At 64.2% G+C, this 23,191-nt stretch carries 18 protein-coding genes; 11 read left to right on the top strand and 7 right to left on the bottom strand.

What is annotated here, in order from left to right; genetic code table 11:
* Positions 1-17 precede the first annotated feature (17 nt).
* From DRF71_RS09335 to DRF71_RS09285, 11 genes are all read left to right on the top strand, one after another.
* The gene (locus tag DRF71_RS09335; RefSeq protein WP_112310311.1) at positions 18-1,064 is read left to right on the top strand and encodes a flagellar basal body P-ring protein FlgI; all 1,047 of its coding nucleotides are present in this window, start codon (positions 18-20) and stop codon (positions 1,062-1,064) included.
* Positions 1,065-1,163: 99 nt separating this feature from the next.
* Positions 1,164-2,204, top strand: a complete 1,041-nt coding sequence (locus DRF71_RS09330) for a homocysteine S-methyltransferase family protein (RefSeq protein WP_112310310.1) — start codon at positions 1,164-1,166, stop codon at positions 2,202-2,204.
* Entirely contained in the window at positions 2,201-4,915 is a 2,715-nt protein-coding gene (metH, locus tag DRF71_RS09325) for a methionine synthase (RefSeq protein WP_112310309.1), read from the top strand. Before DRF71_RS09330 ends, metH begins: the two co-directional genes overlap by 4 nt.
* A gap of 69 nt (positions 4,916-4,984) precedes the next feature.
* A complete protein-coding gene (gene leuB / locus DRF71_RS09320; protein WP_112310308.1) occupies positions 4,985-6,091 on the top strand; it encodes a 3-isopropylmalate dehydrogenase in 1,107 nt (368 codons plus the stop codon).
* 87 nt (positions 6,092-6,178) lie between these two features.
* Positions 6,179-6,865, top strand: coding sequence for an NUDIX hydrolase (locus DRF71_RS09315; protein WP_112310307.1), 687 nt, complete (start codon positions 6,179-6,181; stop codon positions 6,863-6,865).
* A 6-nt stretch (positions 6,866-6,871) separates the two neighbouring features.
* Positions 6,872-9,478: a toll/interleukin-1 receptor domain-containing protein gene (locus tag DRF71_RS09310; protein WP_112310306.1), complete on the top strand. Its 2,607-nt coding sequence runs from the start codon at positions 6,872-6,874 to the stop codon at positions 9,476-9,478.
* Positions 9,479-9,740: 262 nt separating this feature from the next.
* Positions 9,741-10,088 carry a hypothetical protein gene (locus tag DRF71_RS09305; RefSeq protein ID WP_112310305.1) on the top strand — a complete coding sequence of 116 codons (348 nt, stop codon included), beginning with the start codon at positions 9,741-9,743 and terminating at the stop codon, positions 10,086-10,088.
* 43 nt (positions 10,089-10,131) lie between these two features.
* Positions 10,132-10,506 (top strand): hypothetical protein, encoded by a 375-nt coding sequence (locus DRF71_RS09300; RefSeq protein ID WP_112310304.1) that lies wholly within the window; start codon positions 10,132-10,134, stop codon positions 10,504-10,506.
* Positions 10,507-10,536: 30 nt separating this feature from the next.
* Positions 10,537-10,950 carry a curli-like amyloid fiber formation chaperone CsgH gene (gene csgH / locus DRF71_RS09295; RefSeq protein WP_112310303.1) on the top strand — a complete coding sequence of 138 codons (414 nt, stop codon included), beginning with the start codon at positions 10,537-10,539 and terminating at the stop codon, positions 10,948-10,950.
* Between the two features lie 76 nt (positions 10,951-11,026).
* Complete coding sequence (locus tag DRF71_RS09290) at positions 11,027-11,446, top strand: hypothetical protein (RefSeq protein ID WP_112310302.1); 420 nt, start codon at positions 11,027-11,029, stop codon at positions 11,444-11,446.
* A gap of 136 nt (positions 11,447-11,582) precedes the next feature.
* On the top strand, positions 11,583-14,174 hold the full coding sequence (locus DRF71_RS09285; RefSeq protein ID WP_157971009.1) for a toll/interleukin-1 receptor domain-containing protein: 2,592 nt from the start codon (positions 11,583-11,585) through the stop codon (positions 14,172-14,174).
* A gap of 38 nt (positions 14,175-14,212) precedes the next feature.
* Here DRF71_RS09285 and DRF71_RS09280 read toward each other — a convergent pair whose 3' ends face one another.
* From DRF71_RS09280 to kdsA, 7 genes are all read right to left on the bottom strand, one after another.
* The gene (locus tag DRF71_RS09280) at positions 14,213-14,989 is read right to left on the bottom strand and encodes a MipA/OmpV family protein (RefSeq protein ID WP_112310300.1); all 777 of its coding nucleotides are present in this window, start codon (positions 14,987-14,989) and stop codon (positions 14,213-14,215) included.
* Between the two features lie 12 nt (positions 14,990-15,001).
* Positions 15,002-18,106 carry an efflux RND transporter permease subunit gene (locus tag DRF71_RS09275; RefSeq protein WP_112310299.1) on the bottom strand — a complete coding sequence of 1,035 codons (3,105 nt, stop codon included), beginning with the start codon at positions 18,104-18,106 and terminating at the stop codon, positions 15,002-15,004.
* Between the two features lie 4 nt (positions 18,107-18,110).
* Positions 18,111-19,265: an efflux RND transporter periplasmic adaptor subunit gene (locus tag DRF71_RS09270; protein WP_157971008.1), complete on the bottom strand. Its 1,155-nt coding sequence runs from the start codon at positions 19,263-19,265 to the stop codon at positions 18,111-18,113.
* A gap of 92 nt (positions 19,266-19,357) precedes the next feature.
* Positions 19,358-20,710, bottom strand: a complete 1,353-nt coding sequence (locus DRF71_RS09265) for a sensor histidine kinase (RefSeq protein WP_112310297.1) — start codon at positions 20,708-20,710, stop codon at positions 19,358-19,360.
* Positions 20,707-21,375 (bottom strand): response regulator, encoded by a 669-nt coding sequence (locus tag DRF71_RS09260; protein WP_112310296.1) that lies wholly within the window; start codon positions 21,373-21,375, stop codon positions 20,707-20,709. Before DRF71_RS09260 ends, DRF71_RS09265 begins: the two co-directional genes overlap by 4 nt.
* A gap of 71 nt (positions 21,376-21,446) precedes the next feature.
* Positions 21,447-22,259, bottom strand: coding sequence for a 3-deoxy-manno-octulosonate cytidylyltransferase (locus DRF71_RS09255; RefSeq protein ID WP_112310295.1), 813 nt, complete (start codon positions 22,257-22,259; stop codon positions 21,447-21,449).
* Positions 22,259-23,086, bottom strand: a complete 828-nt coding sequence (gene kdsA, locus DRF71_RS09250; RefSeq protein WP_112310294.1) for a 3-deoxy-8-phosphooctulonate synthase — start codon at positions 23,084-23,086, stop codon at positions 22,259-22,261. Before kdsA ends, DRF71_RS09255 begins: the two co-directional genes overlap by 1 nt.
* Between the last annotated feature and the right edge of the window lie 105 nt (positions 23,087-23,191).

Below are 23,191 nucleotides of genomic sequence, written 5' to 3'. Positions count from 1 at the left end.
CGATTTCCGCCCCTGCGATGGCTCAGCCGGTACGCATAAAGGACCTTGTCGAGATTGATGGGGTCAGGGGCAATGATCTGGTTGGCTATGGCCTGGTTGTGGGCCTGAACGGAACCGGCGACGGCATAAGGAATTCGCCCTTTACCGAAGAGATCATGGCCAACCTGCTGGAGCGACTGGGCGTCAATGTCGTTGGTGAGGCGTCGCGCCCAAAAAACGTTGCAGCCGTCTTTGTGACAGCGACTTTGCCTCCCTTTTCCAGGGCGGGGGCCCGGATTGATGTAACCGTTTCTGCCATTGGCGATGCGAAAAGCCTGCTGGGCGGGACGCTGGTGATGACACCTCTGAACGGCGCCGATGGGCAGATTTACGCTGTGGCGCAGGGAACGATTATTGCTGGGGGCATATCGGCAGAGGGGAACGCGGCGCGGGTCGTTCAGGGAGTGCCGACTGCCGGTACGATTCCCTCCGGCGCGCGGGTGGAGCGTGAGGTTTCTTTCGATTTCAACCAGGTCTCTGTACTGCGCCTAGCGCTGAAATCGGCAGATTTCACCACTGCCGCCAGGATCGAACGGGCAATCAACCAGGAGTTCGGTTCGCGTTCGGCAACCATGCTGGATGGCGGTACGGTTGCCCTTGACCTTAGCCGGATTGGCGGTGGCTCCCCTGCCCATGCCATCGCGCGGATCGAGAGCATCCGGATTGATCCGGCGACCAGGGCGCGGGTGGTGGTCGATCAGCGCTCGGGTACAATCGTCATCGGGGCCGATGTCCGCATCAGCCGTGTCGCAGTGGCGCAAGGAAATCTCACCCTGCGCGTCGAGGAATATCCGATTGCGATCCAGCCCAACCCCTTTGCCGAAGGTGAGACGGTCGTGGTGCCAAGAAGCAATGCCGAGATTACCACCGATGGAACCAGCCTTGCAGAGGTGCCCGGTGGCACCAGCCTGTCAGAAGTGATCGCCGGGCTGAACGCTCTTGGGGTGCAACCGCATGATATGATCGACATTCTCAAGAGCATCCATGCCGCAGGGGCCTTGCATGCGGAATTAGTCATTCAGTAGAAAGATATTCGATATTACTCATAATTTTTCTCAAAACTATGAGTTTCACAACAGAATAATACTGACCTATGGTCCGCGCGAACCACGGATAGCGGACAAATGCAGAGTTTCATCCTTCCCGCCTCGCCTGCGCTCGCCGTATTGGAAGCTGCCGCACAAGCGCGGATCCTCGTGCTGGACGGTGCGATGGGCACCCAGATCCAGGGCCTCGGGCTTTCTGAAGATGACTATACCGGTCACGGCTCCGGCGGCGCCTGTCGGCATCATTCCGATCATCCGCAAAAGGGCAACAATGACCTTCTGATCCTGACCCAGCCAGAGGCAATTGAAGAGATCCATTTCAATTACGCTATGGCGGGCGCGGATATCGTCGAGACGAATACCTTTTCAGCGACAACCATTGCCCAGGCCGATTATGCCCTGGAATCTGCGGTCGATGATCTCAATACCGAAGGCGCCCGCATCGTCCGGCGCGCGCTGGATCGGGCAACGGCCATTGATGGCAAGCCTCGCTTTGTCGCCGGCGCGGTCGGGCCGACCAACCGCACCGCCTCGATCAGCCCCGATGTCAACAATCCCGGATACCGCGCCGTCACATTCGATGACCTGCACAAGGCTTATGCCCAACAGATCCGGGGCCTCATCCGGGGTGGCGCCGATATCATCCTGATCGAGACGATCTTCGATACGCTGAACGCCAAGGCCGCGATCTTTGCCTGCCTCAGCGCCTTTGCCGAACAGGGTAAGCGCTTGCCGGTGATGATCTCCGGCACCATCACCGATGCTTCCGGCCGCACGCTGTCCGGCCAGACCCCGACCGCCTTCTGGCATTCGGTGCGTCATGCGAAACCCTTTACCATCGGGCTGAACTGTGCGCTTGGCGCCAGCGCGATGCGGCCGCATCTTGCTGAGCTTTCCATCGTGGCCGAGACCTATACCTGCGCTTATCCCAATGCCGGGTTGCCCAATGCCTTTGGCCAATATGACGAGGGCCCCGGGGAAACCGCCGCCCAGATCGCGACTTTCGCCCGTGACGGCCTTGTCAATGTGGTCGGTGGCTGCTGCGGCACCACGCCCGACCATATCCGCGCGATTGCCGAAGCCGTCAAAGGCCACAAACCGCGCGAGGTCCGGAAATGAACCGCTATCTTCGTCTCTCGGGGCTGGAGCCTTTCGTCCTCACCCCCGATATTCCCTTTGTGAATGTCGGAGAGCGCACCAACGTCACCGGCTCGGCCAAATTCCGCAAACTGATCACCAATCGCGACTATGCGGCGGCGCTGGATGTGGCGCGCGATCAGGTCGAAAACGGCGCCCAGGTCATCGACATCAACATGGATGAGGGCCTGATCGACTCCAAAGCCGCGATGGTCGAATTCCTCAACCTCGTCGCGTCCGAGCCCGATATCGCCCGCGTTCCGGTGATGATCGACAGCTCGAAATGGGAGGTTATCGAGGCCGGGCTGAAATGCGTCCAGGGCAAACCGATCGTCAATTCGATCAGCCTGAAAGAGGGCGAAGACCAGTTCCGCCACCACGCCGGCCTTTGCCTCGCTTACGGCGCCGCCGTGGTGGTGATGGCCTTTGACGAAACCGGCCAGGCCGACACCTTCCAGCGCAAGACCGAGATTTGTGCCCGCGCCTACCGCATCCTGACCGAGGAAATTGGCTTCCCGCCGGAAGATATCATCTTTGATCCGAACGTTTTCGCGGTCGCCACCGGCATAGAGGAACACAATAATTACGGCGTTGATTTCATCGAGGCGACGCGCTGGATCCGCCAGAACCTGCCGCATTGTCATATCTCGGGCGGCGTTTCCAACCTCTCGTTCAGTTTCCGCGGCAATGAGCCGGTGCGCGAAGCGATGCACTGCGTCTTTCTTTACCACGCGATCCAGGCCGGCATGGATATGGGCATCGTCAATGCGGGCCAGCTGGCGGTCTATGACCAGATCGAGGCCGAGTTGCGTGAGGCCTGCGAGGATGTTGTCCTCAACCGCCGCGACGACGCGACCGAGCGGATGCTGGAAATCGCGGAAAAATTCCGGGGCGGCGCGCGCGAGGAGAAGGTTCGCGATCTGAAATGGCGCGAATGGCCGGTGGAAAAACGTCTCGCACATGCGCTCGTAAACGGGATCACCGAATTTATCGAAGAGGATACCGAGGTCGCGCGCCAGCAGGCAGAGCGCCCGCTGCATGTGATTGAAGGCCCGTTGATGGCGGGAATGAATGTGGTTGGCGACCTTTTCGGCGCCGGCAAGATGTTCCTGCCGCAGGTGGTGAAATCGGCGCGGGTGATGAAACAGGCGGTCGCCGTCCTCCTCCCCTATATGGAGGAGGAAAAGGCCGCGCAGGGGGGCTCCGTTCGTCAGGCCGCCGGCAAGGTGCTGATGGCAACGGTGAAGGGCGATGTGCATGACATCGGCAAGAACATTGTCGGCGTCGTGCTGGCCTGCAACAATTACGAGATCATCGACCTTGGCGTCATGGTGCCGCCGCAGAAAATTCTTGAGGTGGCAAAGGAACAACAGGTTGATGTCATTGGGCTTTCCGGCCTGATTACCCCCAGCCTTGATGAGATGGTGCATCTGGCATCCGAGATGGAGCGCGAGGGGTTCAACATCCCGCTGCTGATCGGTGGTGCCACGACCTCCAAGGTGCACACGGCGGTGAAAATCGCGCCACGCTACCATAAGGGCCAGGCGATCTATGTGCTGGATGCCAGCCGCGCGGTTGGCGTGGTCAGCCAGCTTTTGAGCGAGACGCAGAAGGATCCCTATATCGCCTCGATCCAGGCCGAATATGTCGAAGTGGCCGAGCGTCACGAGCGCGCCGAACTGGCGAAAAAGCGGCTGCCGCTGGAGGCCGCCCGCGCCAATGCGTTCAAAATCGACTGGACCGGCTATACGCCCCCTGCCCCGGGGTTCACCGGCCCAAGGGTGATCGAAGACTGGGATCTTGCGGAAATCGCGCGCTATATCGACTGGACGCCCTTCTTCCAGACATGGGAGCTGAAAGGCGTTTATCCCCGCATTCTGGAGGACGAAAAGCAGGGCGAAGCCGCGCGCCAGCTGTTTGCTGACGCCCAGGCGATGTTGCAGCGGATCATCGCCGAGCAATGGTTCCGCCCGCGCGCAGTGGTCGGTTTCTGGCCGGCCAATGCCATTGGCGACGATATCCGGCTCTATACCGGCGATGACCGCGCCGGGACGCTTGCGATGCTGCACACGCTCCGCCAGCAGACGACCAAGCGCGATGGCCGCCCGAATGTGGCGCTGTCGGATTTCGTCGCGCCCGAAGGTACGCCCGACTATGTAGGCGGTTTCGTGGTAACGGCCGGCCCCGAAGAGTCTGAAATCGCCGCGCGATATGAACGCGCCAATGACGATTACGGCTCGATCATGGTCAAGGCGCTGGCCGACCGCTATGCTGAGGCCATGGCCGAAATGCTGCATGAACGTGTCCGCAAAACCCTTTGGGGTTATGGCGCGGCTGAGGCTTTCCAGCCGCATGAGCTGATCGGCGAGCCCTATGACGGCATCCGCCCTGCCCCCGGCTATCCGGCGCAGCCCGATCATACCGAGAAACTCACCCTGTTCCGCCTGCTTGATGCCGAAGCGAATACCGGCGTCACGCTGACGGAAAGCATGGCGATGTGGCCGGGTTCTTCGGTCTCGGGCCTCTATATCGGCCATCCGTCCAGCTATTACTTCGGTGTGGCGAGGGTGGAGCGCGACCAGGTGCTGGATTACGCTGCCCGCAAAGGCATGGACCTCGCCGAGGCTGAGCGCTGGCTGGCGCCGATCCTCAATTATACGCCGGATAATGGGGCAAAGCTGGCAGCGGAATAGGCCCGATCTTGACCAGGGGTCAGGCATCGGCTAGCCCCCCTGCCGACCCCATTCAAACGGAGCGCCCCGATGGCCAACCCCTCCCTCCTGATCCTTGCCGGTGACGGCATCGGCCCCGAAGTCATGGATGAGGTGAAAAAAGTCATCTCCTGGATGGGCTCGGCCCGCGGCATCCATTTCGATGTGTCCGAGGATCTGGTCGGCGGCTGCGCCTATGACGCCCACGGCACGCCGCTGACCGACGCCACCATGGCGAAGGCGCAAGAGGTGGACGCGGTTCTCCTTGGCGCCGTGGGTGGCCCGAAATATGACAAGCTCGACTTCAGCGTGAAGCCCGAGCGCGGCTTGCTGCGTCTGCGCAAGGAAATGGATCTGTTTTCCAACCTGCGCCCGGCACAATGCTTTGACGCGCTGGCCGATTTCTCGTCGCTGAAACGCGATGTGGTGGCCGGCCTCGACATCATGATCGTGCGCGAGCTGACGAGCGGTGTCTATTTCGGCGAGCCGCGCGGCATCTTCAAGGAAGGCAATGAGCGCGTCGGCATCAACACGCAGCGCTATACCGAATCCGAGATCGCCCGTGTCGCGAAATCGGCGTTTGAGCTGGCCCGGCGCCGCAACAACAAGGTCTGCTCGATGGAGAAGGCCAATGTGATGGAATCCGGCATCCTGTGGCGTGATGTTGTCACCGAGGTGCATCAGCGCGATTACCAGGATGTTGAGCTCAGCCATATGTATGCCGATGCCGGCGCCATGCAGCTGACCCGCTGGCCGAAGCAGTTCGACGTGATCGTGACCGACAACCTGTTCGGCGACCTGCTGTCGGATCTCGCCGCGATGCTGACCGGCTCGCTTGGCATGCTGCCTTCGGCCAGCCTTGGCGCGCCGATGGCGAATGGCCGTCCGAAAGCGATGTACGAACCCGTTCACGGCTCGGCCCCCGATATCGCGGGCCAGGGCAAGGCGAACCCGATTGCCTGCATCCTCAGCTTTGCCATGGCGCTGCGCTACAGCTTTGACATGGGAGATGAGGCTGCCCGCGTCGAAAAGGCGGTCGAAAAGGTGCTGGCCGATGGTCTGCGCACCGCCGATCTGCTTGGTCCGGAGGGCGGCTCGCCCATCGGCACCGCCGCTATGGGCGATGCTATCATCGCCGCGCTGAACGAGACGCTCTGACCTCAGGGACAGACAAAAATCGGCCTGTTGCCAGGGCACCCCTGATTGGTGTATATTAAACACCAATCAGGGAGTCCCAGACGCGACATGTCCTATACCTACCGCCATCCCCGTCCCAGCATCACCACCGATATCCTGATCTTCTCGATCCGGGAGCGAAAGCTGCAGGTCCTGCTGATCCAGCGCAAGGGAGAACCCTTCGCCGGTGCCTGGGCTATCCCGGGCGGCTTTATCCGCATGGATGAAGACCTGGTGGATGGTGCGCTTCGTGAGTTGCAGGAGGAGGCCGGGGTCACCGATGTGCCGCTGGTCCAGTTCCGCACCTATGGCCGGCCCGGCCGCGATCCGCGCGACCGGGTGGTGACGGTGGCGTTCATGGCGCTGATCCCTTCGGGCCATATCGTCGCGCGCGCCGCTTCGGATGCGTCGGATGCGCAATGGTTTCCGCTGACCGATCTGCCCGCGCTGGCCTTTGACCATGCCGAGATCCTCGCCGATGCCCGTCAGCGTCTGGCCGAGGATGTCACCGTCTCGGTCCAGCGGACAGGGCGCGTCGCCTTCGACTTCCTGCCCGCCGAATTCTCGCTTTCCCAGGCGCAAAGCGTGTTCGAGATCCTGCGCGGCGAAGAACTGGACAAGCGCAATTTCCGCAAATGGCTGCTGTCGACCTGGTCGATCGAGGAAACCGGCGGGCAGACTTCGGGCACCGGCCATCGGCCGGCGGCGCTCTATCGGCTGACGCCCGGCACGGATGCCAAAGACCTGCCGGGCTGAGCCGCGATGAAGGATCTGCGCGCGGCCCATCACGTCTTTCTGTCTTACGCGCGCGAGGATCTTGCGCTGGCCCGCCGCCTGGCGGCAGCGCTTGAGGCCGGCGGCCGGACTGTCGCGATGGATGTCACCGATATCGCCCCCGGGGATGACTGGCAGGCGCAGCTTGACAGGCTGCTGCGCGGCGCGGCCAAGCTGGTTTTTCTGGCGACGCCAGCCTCGGCCGGTTCGCCTGCCTGCCAGCAGGAGCTGTCCGCCGCGCTGTCCGCCGGCAAGCCGGTGCTTCTGGTGATGACCGGCCAGATGAAAAGCGCTGATCTGCCGACGGCGGTGCAGCATTTGCATTACATCCGCCTCTCGGGCGAGGATCCCGGGCCGATCCTGCCGGTGCTGATGGCCGCGATTGATCTCGACCTTGAATGGGAGCGCCGCAAGGCGGCTTTTCTGGCCCGTGCGGCCGAAAAAGGCGCACTCTTCCATTCCCGGGCCGAGCTGAGATCTGCCGAGACCTGGGCCATGTACCGTCCGGATGGCGCGGCGCCGGTTCCCGAGGCGATCCTGCATCTGATCGCGCGCAGCCGCGCGAGGCGCAACCGGCGGGGCTTTGGGCTTTTCGCCGTGGCGGGTCTGGCGGTGGTGACCCTGGCTGCGCTGGCCAGCTATTCCTGGTGGCAAAGCGAAAGGGCGCGTGCCGCCCTGACCGACAGCCAGCGCCGTGAGGCGCAGCTGAGCGTCGAGCCGGCGCTGCGCCTGTCCCGCGACGGCTGGACCTTTGAGGCGCTGGATCAGCTGCGCGGCATCCTCGCGGTTTTCCCCGAAGCCGGGCTGCCATCCTCGATCCTCGCTCCGGCCGAAGAGATCATCCATCGCGCCGAGGCTGAGACCGCTTTCCCGGTGCCGGTTGGTGCCCAGGTCTTTCCCGGCAAAGACGGCGCCTGGATTCTCGAAAGACGCCCGGCCGGCTGGCGGCTGTCGCTGCTGCGTCCCGATGGAAGCACGACCAGCTCCGAGATCCATTTCGGGTCAACCATGGTGGCCTTCGCCGATTTCGCCGATGGGCCGCGCGCGATCCTCGCCAATGGCACCAGCCAGCAGTTTGAGCTGGAGCCAAAATTCCGGACGGTCGGCGAGCCCGAGCCGCTGCCCGAGACTATATTGGCCGATCTCTGCTGGGCCAATGAGGCGACGGCCCTGTTTGCCTATGCCTGCGACAATGCGCTTTCCGATGTGGCGATCAACGGCTTCCTCAACCGGCGCGGTGAATATGTCCAGCTGGTTGCGCCGGTTGCCGCGCTGCCGGAATCCGGCCGCGCCGCCTGTCTGGCCGATGATGGCGGGCTTGAGCCGCTGGTCACGCTGGGTGCGCAGGAGATCAGCGGAGACGACAGCCTCTACCCCGAAGGGTGCCGTGCCTATCCCGACCAGGATCTGGTGATCACCGCCGCCTGGGGGCCGCCTGGCACGGGTGGCCAGCGGTCGAATTTCGATCTGGTTCTGGTGCGGGCGCCAGAGGGCTCTGACCGGATTGCCTGCATTGATGTCGGCTATTGGCAGGATGTCGATGTCTCTCGCAGCGAGGATGGCAGTAGCCTCGAATTCGTGCTGACCGACCTTACCGAGATCCGCCAGGTTGAAATCTCGCCGAATTATGACTTCGGAACCGTCGATCCGTCTTCCTGTGACGAGTTGCGCGACAGCATGGAGCAGCCTGCGATAAAAATGCCGGCCACGCCACGTTTTGTCCGGCGCTTTGTGGCGGACGGGTTGCCCGATGGGCGGCAGGACGAGATCCTGATGGCCTATATGCCAGACCGCAATGAAATCCGCCTGATCCGGACCCGAACACTGGAAACGGAGTGGAGTGAAATTTCCGAACCCGAACCTGAAGAGCGCCAGACCCTGCTGACCGCACAGGCGGCGCAGGACCGCACGGTTTGTTCGCCGATGTTTCACGAGGCATCCGAGGGGCCGGTGACGCTGACCCTTGGCCCAATGACATTTCAGATGAGTTTCGATGGTGGCGCCGCCGAACTGGAGGGCACGGCTGTCGGGAGCAAGCCGCTGGGTCTGCGCCAGATTATTCCGGGCTATCATCTTCAGCTTTGCATGGCGCTGTCGCCGGATGGCAGGCGGCTTGCCCTGGTCGAAGGCGGGGGCATCAGTGTCTTTGCGGTTGAGGATGGCGTGATGCGCCCGCTCTGGTCGCAGCCCGCAGGCACGATGCGCGCGGCGCTGTTTCTGGATGACAACCGCCTGGTGACGGGCAATGCAAACAGTCTCCAGCTCTGGACCACGGTGGAGGGCACCGACTGGCAGCCGCGCACGCTTATGACATCGCCTGTCGCGGTCGAGGGCTTCAGCCTCTCGCCGTCGGGCAGGCGGCTGGTGGCGCTGCTGGATGTGGCTGACTCCCCGGATGTCCTGGTGGTGATCGACCTGAGCGATGGCAGCGTGATCGCAAGGGTGCAGGCCGATCAGTTCTGGCGCCCGGTGCTGCGGGTCGGGTTTGAGGGGGAGACCAGCCTCTTTATCCGCAATGAGTTCGATGGCCGCTCGCTGACGGTGGCGTTGCCCGACGAATCAGACCTTCGGCAAAGGGTTGCGGCCCTGCCCTGATCGCCGCACCGCGCGGTCCGGGGACGATTCCATCGGCATTTCCCAGAGTGATTCTGCAATACCGGCCTCTGATCGGGGCCTGTTTTGCGCTGCGCTGGCTGCGCTGTTCGGAAACTGAATACCATAAATTCAAATGGTTACACGAAATCTGTACGGGGCATCAAATAGTGTATTTACAACACCATCATATAGTGTACAAATAACACCTATAGAAAGATACAAACCCAGACCACCAGAACCAACCCACACCGGAGAGCCGAAAATGAGCTTCCCCAAAACCACCCTGATCACCCTTGCCATGATCACCTCCGGTATCCCTGCTTTGGCGCAGAGCACCGAGCCCGACATGGAACTGGTGATGGAGCGCGAACAGGCGGATGGCAGCACCCTGCGCACCACCGTCATCAACGAAACCATCCCGGCCACCGTGCGGCCTGGTTCCGGCATGGCCGTTCCGGTCTATCCGGCCGTTGGCCGGCGCTGCACCATCTACTTCGCAAACGGCATCACCTATACCGACATGTTCTACTACGCCCCCCTCGGAAACCTGGTCGGCAATGGTTGCGTCACCCAGGGCTACGGCAATGGCTATGTCGGCATCGTCGGCTGATCACAGCGCCAGCGGCGACTGACCCCAACAAGGAACCACAGACATGAAAACGCTCGAATATCCGGGTTTCCCGGCACGGTATCTTATTGCCTTCACCCTGGCCCTGCTGCCCATCGGCGCCAATGCCTCGGGGATCGGGCTGGACCATGACGGCAATGGCCGCGAGATCATCGTCGACAGCCACGCCTCCGGCAGCCAGATCGTCAGCCGCGGCAATGGTGGCAGCCTCGACAGCATCCTCAGCCATAGCGACGACATCTCGACCTGGCATCTCGGCGGCGAAAGCGACGCCATTGTCGATGTCTATGACTCGGTCGGGACCGACATCTTCATCGGCCACTGCCCGCCCGGCATGAACCCCGAACCGATCGAGGTCAATGACGATTACGGCGGGCTGATCATCCCCCGCTGCTACTGACCCCCCTTACAGACCGGAAAGGAGATACCCATGACCGATACCGCAAACGGCCTGGTCGCCATCATCCTCAGCCTCTTCTTCAGCAGCCCCGATGCCGGCCCCGAGACCACAAGACCGATGCCCAGCCCGGTGCTTGCCGGCCATACCGTCAAGGTTCCGGCCAATGTCCCCGCCTGTGCGATGGCTGTGATAAAGGGCAAGGGCGGCATGACCTTTACCGCCAGCATCACCGCCTCGGATGCCGCCATCTCGGGCCGCTACAAGCTGAAGCTGGATGGCAAGGGCCGCAACACCGTCAGCATCGAAGACGAGCGCAGCCTGTCCCTCGCCCCTGGTGAAAAAGCGGTGCTGAGCGAGCTTTCCCTTGAACCCGGCACCCGGCTTTCCGGCCAGATCATCCTCGAAGACAGCAAGGGCAAAGTGGTCTGCCAGGACAGCCTCTGACCCCCCTGACCGAATATCCAGACCCGCACTCCTGAACCCAACACCGAAATCCCGTCATCCAAAAGGAAACCAGATTATGAAAACCCTCAAAATCGCCCTCTTCGCCACCCTCTTCGCCGTCTCGGCCAATGCGGCCTCGGCACAGGCCTGCAATATCGCGGCAGCCGATGTCACCGGCGACGGCAACTTCGTCGACCTGACGGTCACCGGCTGCGGCTATACCAGCCTCGACATGCGTGGCTCTTACAGCTTTGCCGAGATCATCAACCGCTTCGGCGCCATGGTTCAGGGCATCTATGGCGGCGGCAACTATTACAAGGTGGTGAATGTCGGCGATAACAAGGTGGCGACCTATATCAACGGCTATCGCCATGAGACCACGCTGAACATCCGTGGCGATGGGCATGAGGTGGTCGTCAACCAGAACGGCCGGGCCTCCAGCGTTGATCTGAACCTGCGTGGCAAAGGCACCAGGGTGAAAATCACCACCAACTGATCACAACCCAACCTCTTCCGGGCCGGACCGCCACAGGGTCCGGCCCGTATGCGATTGCCGCCCCGCCGGGCTTGCCTTGCGGGGGGCGTGCGTGAAGATGGACCGGCACAACCGCCCGTATGAGAGAAGAAGAGCCGTGACCCGCCCTGATTTTCCCTCCCGCCATTCCGTCTTTCTGTCTTATGCACGCGAGGATCTGCCCCTTGCCCGTCAGATCGCCCTCGCGCTTGAGACCGAAGGGCTGACGGTCGCGATGGATGTGACCGATATCGTCCCGGGCGAGGATTGGCAGGCCCGGATCAACCAGCTCCTGCGCGGCGCGGCAAAGGTCGTGTTCCTTGCGACGCCGGCTTCGCTGCTCTCTGCCGCCTGCAAGGAAGAACTGGAGGCGGCGCGGGCGGCAGGTAAGCCGGTTCTGCCGCTGCTGTCCGCCGGCCTCCCGCGTGAGGAATTGCCCGACTGGCTGCGCAATCTGCATTACACCCGCCTCGGGTCTGGGGCGGGGATCACCGCCGAAATCGCCAGTCTCGCCACCGCGCTGCGCATCAATATCGACTGGGAGCGGCGCAAGGCCGGCTATCTGTTGCAGGCGGTCGGAGAGCAGCCGCTGATCCGCGACCGCAAGGATCTGGCCCTGGCCGAGAGCTGGGCGATGGATCGCCCGGAAAACGCCGCACCGGTGCCGTCGGCGATTGCCGAAATGCTGGCGCGCAGCCGGCAGCGGTTGCAGCGGCGTACAAGGCTGGGGCTGCTGGCACTTGCCGCGCTGGTGGCGGTCTTTGCCGGGCTCAGCGGTTTCGCGGCGCTGCAATGGCGCTCGCAGGCCAGGGCGACGGCCGAGGCCGAGAAACAGGCCGCCTTGCGCGTCTCTGGCCCGGCCGGAGATCTGCTGGCCCAGGGTCGCGGCCTCGGCGCGCTTTATCTGTTGCATGAGGCGGTTACCGTGCTGCAAGACGTCACCCCGGTCGAGCCGCAGATGCATGTCGCCCTGCGTGCCGCGCTGCAGAATGCTGCGGGGCAAAGCCGGATCGCCATCGCCAATGATCTGGTGCTGCTTGACCTCGGCGGTACGCTTTTGTTGCAGGATCCGGCGGATGGGGCGCTGATGCGCATCGGGGCTGGCGGGCCGGAGGACAGCGGCGTGAAAATGCCGGGTGAGATCCTCGCCTGGGATTTCGTGCCGGCGCTGGACAGCGGCATCCTCGTCCGGCGGCTGGACGGCCAGCTTCTGTTCCAGCGGTTCGATACCACAACCCTCGCAGCCGGCCCGGTGCTGCTGACCCTTGCCATCCCGGCCGAAGAGGCACCGGTTCTGACCATCACCATGGCGCCGGACGGGGTGATCCTGGTCAGGGGGCATGAGGCGGAAAAGGATTACTATTACGAAAAGGCGCCGCCATATCAGGCGCTCTCGGCCTGGGTTGCCGATCTGCAAAGCGGCAGGTCGCTGCGCATGCAGGATCTGCCCGACGCGCTGCGCAATGACCGGGCAGGGCGCTCGTATCTGACGTTCAACCGCAGGGCGCCGCCGCTGCGTTTCGACCAGGGCAGCGGCAGCCTGGTCGCCTTCGGACCGCAGGAGGCGGCGCCCGACCAGCGCGACATCTATTACACCTGCTTCCGCCATCATCTGGCCGATCCGGATCTTGAGCTGATGATCGACCGCATGGGCGAAAGCTACAGGGACGATCTGACCGCCACGGCCTATGGCATCTTTACACCGCAATGCCGCGTGACCGGTAAATGGCTGGCCACGATCAGCGGGCGCACCTCGCAAAGCGGCTTCTGGAAGGATATCGCCATCTTCAACCGGGAAGTGCTGCTGGACCGGGATAACGGGCTGCGCGAGGAGGGGTTTTTCAGCCCCGAAGAGGGCGCGGCCTTCCGCCGCCTGCCCGTGCTGGCCAATCTCGGCCTGCCGCATCTGCTTCAGACCGGGGATAATGATCCGCTTTTCGCCAGTTTCGATGGCCGCGCCCTGTATGGCAGCTTTTCGATGGAAAGCATGGTCAATGACGCCCCCATCGCGGGCGCGACGCTGATCACGGAAACCCTCGCGGCCTGGGTCGAGACGCCGGTCGATACCGGCCGGCGCGAGATCATCCTGATTGACCTGGCCGAGGCGAAAAAGACCCCGTTTCGCGAGATTGACCCTAATCCACCGCCGCGTGGATCAGGCGATGATCCGCTGGCGGCGAGGGCAGAGGACAAAGCCGCGCCGACGGATATCACCCTGGCGGATGGCAGCATATTTACGGCAGCGGACCGCGATGCCCTGCATCTGGCCGAATGGGATCTGATCGCGGTTCCCGGTCAGCCGGCACTGATCGCCTCGGGCTGGCGCGAAGAGGTCTTGCGGATCACCCGCGCGCCGGATGGCAACTGGCAGCGCAGCATTCTGCTTGCTCTGGAACTGCCGCTGAGCGTCCGGGCGATCAGCAATGATGGCAGTCTGATGGCTGTGATGCTGTCGGGGGCGACAGTGGGCTCGAATGCGGTGGTGGTCTATTCGACCCGGGACGGCAGCAGGGTCGAACCGCTTGCCACAGGGTCGGGCGGTGACATCTACCCGTTCGGACACAGCGGCTTTGCCGAGGATGGCCGCTTTGGCAGCCCGGATGATGAGCTGATCTATACCCGCTTTCCCGATTACCTGGGCTACCGCGCGGCGCTGGAACAGGCGATCCTTCAGCTCTGCCCGACCTGGCCTGCGAATGATTGTTCATAATCACCGGCCGCCGCTGAAGACGGCCGGCAATCGCCGGATCAGAACTTCAGCATATAGCCAAGGCCAACCGAGGTCAGACGGTCCTCGGTCACGACAGGGCTGTCGGTGATGCCGCTGCCGGGATTGGTGACGCTGACATCCAGCATCAGCATCTGCCGTTCGGACAGCAGATAGCCAAAGGTGATGCCGGCCTCGACATTGACCGTCGAAGTGCCGGTATAGGCGGCGCGACCGGGGGCGGCTTCGGCCTGGGTGACGCCGTAATAGTAGTTGACCGCCTTGTCATCCAGCCAGGTGGCCCCAAGCTTTGGCGTGATCATCAGCCTTTCGCCGACAAAGAAATCGCGCGATGCCATGACCGAGAGGCTGCTGCCCTCGCTGTCGCCGCCTATATCGGTCATCGCGCGGAACGAGAGATCGACGGCTTCGGTACGCCAGTCCATCACGGCCCCGGCCCAGATCCCGGCCTCACGCTCGGCCATGCCGCGCAGATGCGGCGCATCGCTGGCCTCATAGCCGCCTTCGCCACCCAGGAGATCGACGCTCAGCCCGAAGCTGAGCGTCTCGGTCGAGATCCAGGGCAGTTTCACATCCAGCGTGGGCAGGCCGAGTTTGAAATACTCGTTTTCATATTCGATGAAGGGCAGGGCGGCGGTTTCGGTAAAGCCATAAGCGGTATCGCCCCGGAACCCCAGCAGGCCGACGGTAAAACCACCCCCCCCGGGGCCGCCGGGCTCCTGGGCCAGGGCGGGGGTGGTCAGCGCCAGAAAGACCGCAAAGGCCACACTGCCGGTCTGTTTCATATTGATTGTCATCCTGATTTCCTTTCAGGTTTCGGGTTGAATTCGGGAAGGAGAGGCCTTGGCGGACAGCCGCCGCAGCAAGGCCGGGGCGGCGGCGATCCAGGTCAGGACCACCGGCACAACCACCAGCGTCAGCAGGGTCGAGCTGATCAGACCGCCGATCACCGCCTGCGCCATCGGCGCGCTTTGCTCGCTGCCCGGATGGATCGCCAGCGCCAGCGGCGCCATGCCAAGGATCATCGCCAGGGTCGTCATCATAATCGGGCGAAAGCGGGTCTCTCCGGCCAGGAGCAGCGCCTCATGCAGCGCCATTCCCGTCCGGCTGTGCTGGTTCGCGTTATCGACCAGCAGGATGGCGTTTTTCACCACCAGCCCCATCAGCATCACGATGCCGATCATCGAATAAAGGTTCAGCGTCGAGCCCGCGACCATAAGCCCCGGCACCACCCCGGCAAAAGCCAGCGGCAACGAGACCATGATCGCAAAGGGCTGCAGAAAGCTGCCGAACTGGCTGGCCAGAACCAGGTAGATGAAGACCACCGCCAGCCCAAGCGCCATGACCATATCGCTCATGGTATCGCCCATCAGATCGGCATCGCCCCCGGCACTGACGCGAATGGCAGGGGGCAGATCCAGCGCGGCAATCGCGGCGCCGATCTCTGCCATGGCGTCGCCAAGAATGCGGCCTTCCAGCCCGGCGGTAAGGGTGACGGAGCGGATGCGGTCCCGGCGCTCGATCCTCGTTGGGCCGGTGGTCTCAACCCGGCGGGTGATCTCATCAAGGCTGATCAGCCGGCCTCCGGCCCGGGCGATGGGCAGCGTCTCCAGCGCCCCGGCTGTCTCGCGCAACGGGCGGGGCAGGCGCAGCATGATCGGCTCGATCCGCCCGTCCTGCCATTTCAGATCGCCGGCCTCCTGACCGTCAAGCATGGTACGCAGCGCCGCGCCGATGGGGCCGGCGCTCAACCCCAGATCGCTGACGGCATCGGGCAGGGGTACAAAATCCGTCATCGGCCATGCCTCGCCCGAGGACAGTCGCAGATCCACCGTGCCGGGTACCGCCGCCACCGCCGCCGGGATCCTGGTGACAGCGTCGTTCAGCGTGGCGGGGTCGGTTCCCGATATGATCAGCGTGACCGGCGCGTCATCAGGGCCAACGCCGCCCGCCGCCTGGATCGTCAGTTCCGCGCCCGGGATCTGTGCCAGCAGGCGGCGGAACACCGGCACCAGCTCCGCCGCAGGCTCGCGCCCCGCCGGGGGAACCAGCGTCACCACCATCACCGCTTCATTCGAAGCGGTGCCGCTGCCGGCGGCGACCGTGGTATAGGTGCCAGCGACCTCGGGCAGATCCAGCAGCAGGCCGGTGATCTGCTGCGTCTTCAGCGCGGTGTAATCCCTGGACGAGCCGACCGGCGTTTTCACCGCGATATCTATGCGGCTCTCATCCGTTTGCGGCAGGAATTCGGTCCCGATCAGGGGTGTAAGCGCAAGCGATCCCGCCAGCACCGCCACCGCGAAACCCATCGTCGTCACCCGCCAGCGCAGGCACCAGCCCAGCTGGCGGCGATAAAGACGCGTCAGGCGGTCGAACCCCCGGTCAAAGCGCAGGATCAGCCGGCCCAACGGGCCGCGCCGTACGCCAGGCCCGGAATCCGGATCGAACCAGACCGCCGACAGCATCGGATCCAGGGTAAAGCTGACAAACATCGAGATCAGCACCGCCACCGCGACCGTCACGCCGAATTGCACGAACATCCGGCCGATGATCCCATCCATGAAGGCCAGAGGCAGAAACACCGCGCAAAGCGCCAGCGTTGTTGCCAGCACCGCCAGCCCGATCTCGCGCGTGCCGTCCAGCGCGGCGCGGGCATGGCTTTTGCCCATATGCAGATGGCGGGTGATATTCTCTCGCACGATGATCGCGTCGTCGATCAGGATCCCGACCGAGAGCGTCAGCGCCAGCATCGACAGCATGTTGAGCGAGAAGCCCAGCAGGCGGAGCACCGCCAGCGTACCAAGGAAAGAGATCGGCAGCGTCAGCGCGGTGATCAGGGTCGAGCGCCAGGAATTCAGGAAGACAAAGACGATCAGCACCGCCAGCGCCACGCCTTCGATCAGGGTCGCGCGCATGGTCTCATAGATGGTGCGGATCTCGGTGGCAGAGTTCAGCAGGATATCGACCCGCATCCCCTGAGGCAAAAGCCCGTCATTCAGGCGGGCGATGGCGGCCTCGACCCCGGCGGCAACGGCGATGACATTGGCGCCATCGACCCGGATCACATCGATGGCCAGCGCAGGGGTGCCATTGTGAAAGGCGAGGCTGTCCGGATCAGCCGTGGCGGCGGTGACCTGTGCCACATCGGCCAGCCGCAGCGCCGCAGCGCCTGGCCGGGCGATGATCAGATCGGCCAGCGCAGCGGGCGATGCGGCGGCGGCATTCAGCTGCACCGGATTGCTGGTGACGCGGTTCTCCACCGATCCGGCGGTGGTCAGCTGACTGCCCTGGCGGATCGCCTCGACAATCGTGGCCACGCCGATGTCATGGGCGCGCAGGCGGGCCGGGTCGACCAGCACCTCGACCTGGCCTTCGGTCGCGCCGACCAGGGTGGCACTGCCCACACCGTCAACCGAGGTGAGTTCGGGCAGGATCACATCCTTTGCGATACGGGTCGTATGGCCGGGATCGTTCGGTCCGCCGCTGATTGCCAGCGACAGGACCGGGTCATTCAGCGGGTTGAACCGCACCACCTGTGGCGCATCGGCGCTATCGGGCAGATCGGGCAGCACCGAGGCCATCCGGTCGCGCACATCCTGGGCCGCCTGGCGGCTGTCGGTCTCAAGCGTGAAGAGGATCATGGTCGAGGAATGCCCCAGGGCCGAGGTCGAGCTGAGGCTTTCGATCCCTGCGATGGTGCTGACCGCATCCTCGATGGGGCGGGTGATTTCGGCCTCGACCGCCTCGGGGGAGGCGCCCGACCACGGCACCGAGATGACAACCACCGGAAAATCCAGCGGCGGGAAGCGGTCGATCGGCAGGCTGCGCCAGCCGGCCAGCCCCATGACCATGATCGCGACCATGACCATGGTGGCGAAAACCGGCCGGGCGACGGAGATCCGGGTCAGGAACATCGGCTCAGTGCCCCCCGATCCGCACGGGATTTCCCGGCTCCAGCCCCGGAAGCCGGGTTCCGACCACCAGGTCACCCGGCCGCAGCCCGGAGAGGATGTCGATCAGACCCCCGGGCCAGCTGGCGCCGGTCGTTACCGGCACCAGCTCTGCCGTGCCGTTGCGGATCGTCAGCACCGCCGCGCCGCTTTCGGCCTCGCGCAGCGCGCTTTGCGGCAGAGCCAGCGCATCGGGTTTTTGCCGCAGCGTGAGCGCACCGGTCAGGAAACTCCCGGCGCGCAGCCCGGGATGATCGCCGGTCAGGGTGAACCAGACCGGCACGGCGCGGCTTTCTGCGGTGGTCTCGGCGCCGATCCGGGCGAGGCGGGCGGCAAAACGGGTATCGGGGGCGGCGGGAAACCAGAATTGCGCCTCCTGCCCGGGGGAAAGCGCCTGCGCCTGGGCTGCGGGGATCAGCACAGTGACGGTCAGAACCGAAAGATCGGCGATCCCGAACAGCGCGTCGCCCGGGCTGACCAGCTGACCCGGCTCTGCGAGGCGGCGGGTGATCTCGCCTGCAAAGGGCGTGACCAGACGGGTGCGGTCAAGATCGGCCCTGGCCTGATCGACCCGGATCCGCGCGCCCGCTATATCGGCATCCAGCTTTGCCAGTGCGGCGTCGGCGCTTTCCAGCGCTGCGCGGGCGGTGGCACCGCGCCCGGCCAGCTCTGTCGCGCGTTCCAGGGTCAGCGCGGCAAGGTGGCGCTCGGCCAGCAATGCGGCAAGGCCGGCCTCTGCAGCGCCAAGGGCCAGCCGGTAATCGCCATCCGCGATGGTCAGAAGGACCGCCCCGGCGGCAATGCTTTCGCCCTCCTGCGGGCCGGCGCCGGTGACCACGCCGCCGATCTCGGCCGAAAGGGTGACATGACGAAGCGGCCGGACCTCACCGGTCAGCGGCATGACCTCCCGCAACGGGCGCGGTGCGAGCTCGATCAGCTCGACCGGGTCAAGCAGCTTTGCGACCGGCACTTCGGCGGCGCGGGCCTGGGGGGCGAGGCGCTCGCCCGGCATCAGTGCCCAGGCGCCGATGCCGCCGGCAACCAGCAAAGGCAGCAAAAGCCCGGCATATCCGCCCCGAAGCACCCGGTCTTTTGCCAGCTGTGCTGCCTGGTCCTCTTGCATGGTCGCGGCTCCGCCCTGGCAAATCATCTGCCGGCGGTTTGCGTCCCGAAACTTGTGTCAGCATTGCGGTAAGGGCGTAGAGAGGCAGGTTTTTACCGCGTGGCGGCATCCGGATCGGAGGCCGGAAAGCGCAGCACGAATTCCGCGCCGCCCCCTGGCCCTTCGCCCACCGTGATGGTGCCGGCATGGCGCTGGACGATCTCCTGCACCAGATGCAGGCCCAGCCCGGAGCCCGGAGCTTTCGAGTGGCGGAAGAAGGGCTCAAAAATCTGCGCCCGGTTCGCCTCGGCAATGCCCGGCCCGGTATCCGAGACGCGGATCACGGCGGGCGCAAGCAGCTCGACCAGCACCGAGACGCCCTCGCCACCATGGGCGAGGGCGTTCTGCACCAGGTTGACCACAACGCGCTGCATCGCCTGGCGGTCACCCATGATCGTCACCGGCCCGGGGGGCAGTTGCAGCGACAGATCCGCCCGCGCCGCCACCGCAAGGGGCGCGATCTCGGCCATGGTCTCGCGCAGAAGACCGGCCAGATCCAGCCGCTGATGCGCGGTCTGGTCGTGGTCCAGCCGATCCAGATCCAACAGCTGACCGGCCAGCGCCGAAAGCCGCGCGACATCCAGCATCAGCTGGCGCCGCTCTGGCCCCGGGGGCAGCAGCTCGACCCGCATCATCAGCACCGTCACCGGGGTGCGCAGCTCATGCGCGGCGGTTGACAGGAACCGCCGCCGCCGCTCCATCCCCTCGTCCAGCCGGGTCAGCGCGGCATTCATCGCGCGCATCATCGCCTGCAGCTCGGGCGGCACATTGGCCTCGGTGAGCCTGGTGCCCGGCCGGTCGATGTCGATCCGCGCCGCCTCATCCGCCACCCGCGCCACCCCGGCCAGATCGCGCCGCACGAGCCAGGGGATGCCAAGCGCCAGCACGGTGATGACGATGGCCAGCACCGCCAGATACCAGGGGTCGATCTCTTTCAGCCGCCCGATCACCGGGCTGAGTGTCGGGCCGCCGCCGGTCAGGATCGTTACCGTCCCGACGCGGGTATCCATCCGGCTGCCGATGATACTGCCGGTTGCGCGATCGGAATCGTGGTAGATCTCGACCTCGACCAGGCTGCCGGCATCCTGGAAAAACCGCCGCACCTCGTCAGGCACCGGGCCATATTCGCCGCGACGCCCCGAGCTGTCGCTGACCATGAACCAGAAATCCGGCCAGTTCGCGATGCGGGCCAGCAGATCGGGGTGCTCGGGCACATAAAGCCGGTTGCCATCGGCCATCAGATTGGCGGCAATGCCGGTCAGCACATCCTCATCCAGCTGGTAAACGCCGCGACGGCCGGGCTCGGGGATCGAGGCAACCGCAACCACCAGCATCAGCGCCAGCAGTTGCAACAGGATCAGCCGGCGCGAGAGGCGGGAAATCAGCGATCCCTGCCGCGCGGTCATTCGACGGCCCGCAGAAGATAGCCGATGCCGCGCATGGTGTGGATCTCAAGCCCTGCCGGCACGAGTTTGCGCCGCAGCCGCGAGATATGGGAATCCAGCGCATTCGAGGCGATATCGTCATCATAGCCATAGACCGCCTGTTCCAGCGCCTCGCGGGTGACGATGCGGCCGGCGCGCAGGATCAGCGTCTCCAGCACCAAAAGCTCACGCCGCGGCAGATCCAGCGGCAGATCCCCGATCAGGGCGCTGCGATTGCCGGTCTCAAAGATCAGTGTGCCCAGCGTGATCTTCTCTTCGGCCAGCAGCGCCGGGCGCCGGGTGATCGCCCGCAGCCGCGCCAGGAGCTCATCCGTTGCAAAGGGTTTCGCCAGATAGTCATCGGCGCCCTTGTCCAGCCCCTCGATCTTCTGATCGGAACTGCCAAGCGCCGACAGCACAATCACCGGGCAATGGGTGCTTTGCCGCCGGATCTGTGCAAGCAGCGTCAGCCCGTCGCCATCGGGAAGTGTCCGGTCCAGCACGATCGCATCATAGCTTACGCTCAGCACGGCTTCCCCGGCCAGCGAGAGCGAGGGCGCCAGATCGACCACAAAGCCCTGCCGCGCAAGGCCCGTGGTCAGCATCTCACCCAGGCTGGTTTCGTCCTCGACCAGAAGAATCCGCATCTTGCCTCCCGTCTGCCCGGATTAACCCGGAGAGATTGCGCGAAGGTTGCGGGACGCGCCGCAGTCGCGGTCTAATCCCAGCCCATCTGCTTGAGAAAAGCCTCGATCAGCGCCACATCCGAAGGGTTGTTCAGCTCCCAGAATTTCGCGCCGGGGGCCGAGACCTCGACCACATCGACCGGATGGCCGTTTTCCAGGAAACGCAGCTGCTCCAGCCCTTCCAGAGTTTCCAGCGGGCCCGGCTGCCAGCCGCCATAGGCGGTCAGTGCGGCGGGGCGGTAAGCATAAAGCCCGACATGATGGAAGACCGGCACCTGACCATCGACCACGCCTTTGCCATTGGTGAAAGGGATCACCTCTTTCGAGAAATACAGCGCCTGGCCCAGCCGGTTCGTCACCACGGTCGTGGCGCCCACCCGGCCCGCCGCACGGTCGGCGATGAAGTTCTGCACCGCTTCGGCGTCACAGCGCAGGATCGGCGTCGCGATGCCGCAGCCCGGGACTTCCCGCATATGCCGGATCAGCGCGGTGACGAAAGAGGGGGGGGTCAGCGGCGCATCGCCTTGCAGGTTCACCACGATCTGCGGCGAGAGACCAGCGTTTTTCACCGCCTCGGCCACCCGCTCGGTGCCGTTGCGCGCAGTTTCCGAGGTCATAATCACATCGGCGCCGATCCGCCGCGCCTCATCGGCGATCCGGCTGTCATCGGTCGCGACATAAAGCCCGATCCCGCCGCCGGCCTCCTCGACCGCGCGGCGCCCGGCCATGACCGAACGCTCCAGCAGCGAGCGCTGGACCCCGCTGGCGCCTTTCAGCATCGCCAGCGGCTTGGCCGGATAGCGGGTCGAGGCATAGCGCGCCGGGATGATGATGACCGTATCCATCACAGACCTTTCGCCAGTGCGTCAAAGGCCCTCAGCGTGCCGATCAGGCCCTTCAGCTGATCGACCGGCACCATATTCGGCCCGTCCGAAGGGGCGTTGTCCGGGTCCTGATGCGTCTCGATAAAGAGACCCGCGACGCCCACCGCACAGGCCGCCCGCGCCAGCACCGGCACATATTCACGCTGCCCGCCCGAGCTGCTGCCCTGGCCGCCGGGCTGCTGCACCGAATGGGTGGCGTCGAAAATCACCGGATAGCCGGTTTCCGCCATACGCGGCAGGCCCCGGAAATCGGTCACCAGGGTATTATAGCCAAAGGAAGTGCCACGCTCGCACAGCATGATGTTTTCATTACCGGTCGAGGCAGCCTTGGCCGCCACATTATCCATATCCCAGGGCGCGAGGAACTGGCCCTTCTTGATATTGATGGTCTTGCCGGTCGCCCCTGCCGCCAGCAAAAGATCGGTCTGGCGGCTGAGGAATGCCGGGATCTGCAGCACATCGCAAACCGCCGCCGCCGGAGCGCAATGGCCCGGCTCATGCACATCGGTCAGCACCGGCAGGCCGAATTCATCACGGATGCGGCCAAGGATCTCCAGCCCGGTCTCCATCCCCAGACCGCGCTTGCCGCCCAGCGACGAGCGGTTCGCCTTGTCATAGCTGGCTTTGAAGATGAATTTTGTTCCGGTCGGTGCGCAGGCCTCCAGGATCTTTTCAGCCATCATCCGCGCATGGTCATGGCTTTCCAGCTGGCAGGGGCCGCAGATCAGCGCAATCGGGTTCTGGCCGCCGATGGCAATATCGCCGATGGTGACAATTTTCTGGGTCATTCTGGGGCTCCGGCACTGTGATCGGCAAGGGTTATGGGATCCGCAAAGATTATGGCATGAATTGCCGCCAGCCCGCCAGATAGGTCGGGGCTGCGGTTGGGCAAA

The sequence above is a fragment of the Pseudogemmobacter bohemicus genome (assembly GCF_003290025.1).
Taxonomy (GTDB): Bacteria; Pseudomonadota; Alphaproteobacteria; order Rhodobacterales; family Rhodobacteraceae; genus Pseudogemmobacter; species Pseudogemmobacter bohemicus.
Note: the sequence above shows the minus strand (reverse complement) of the source record. Positions and strands in the feature narration are given on the sequence as shown.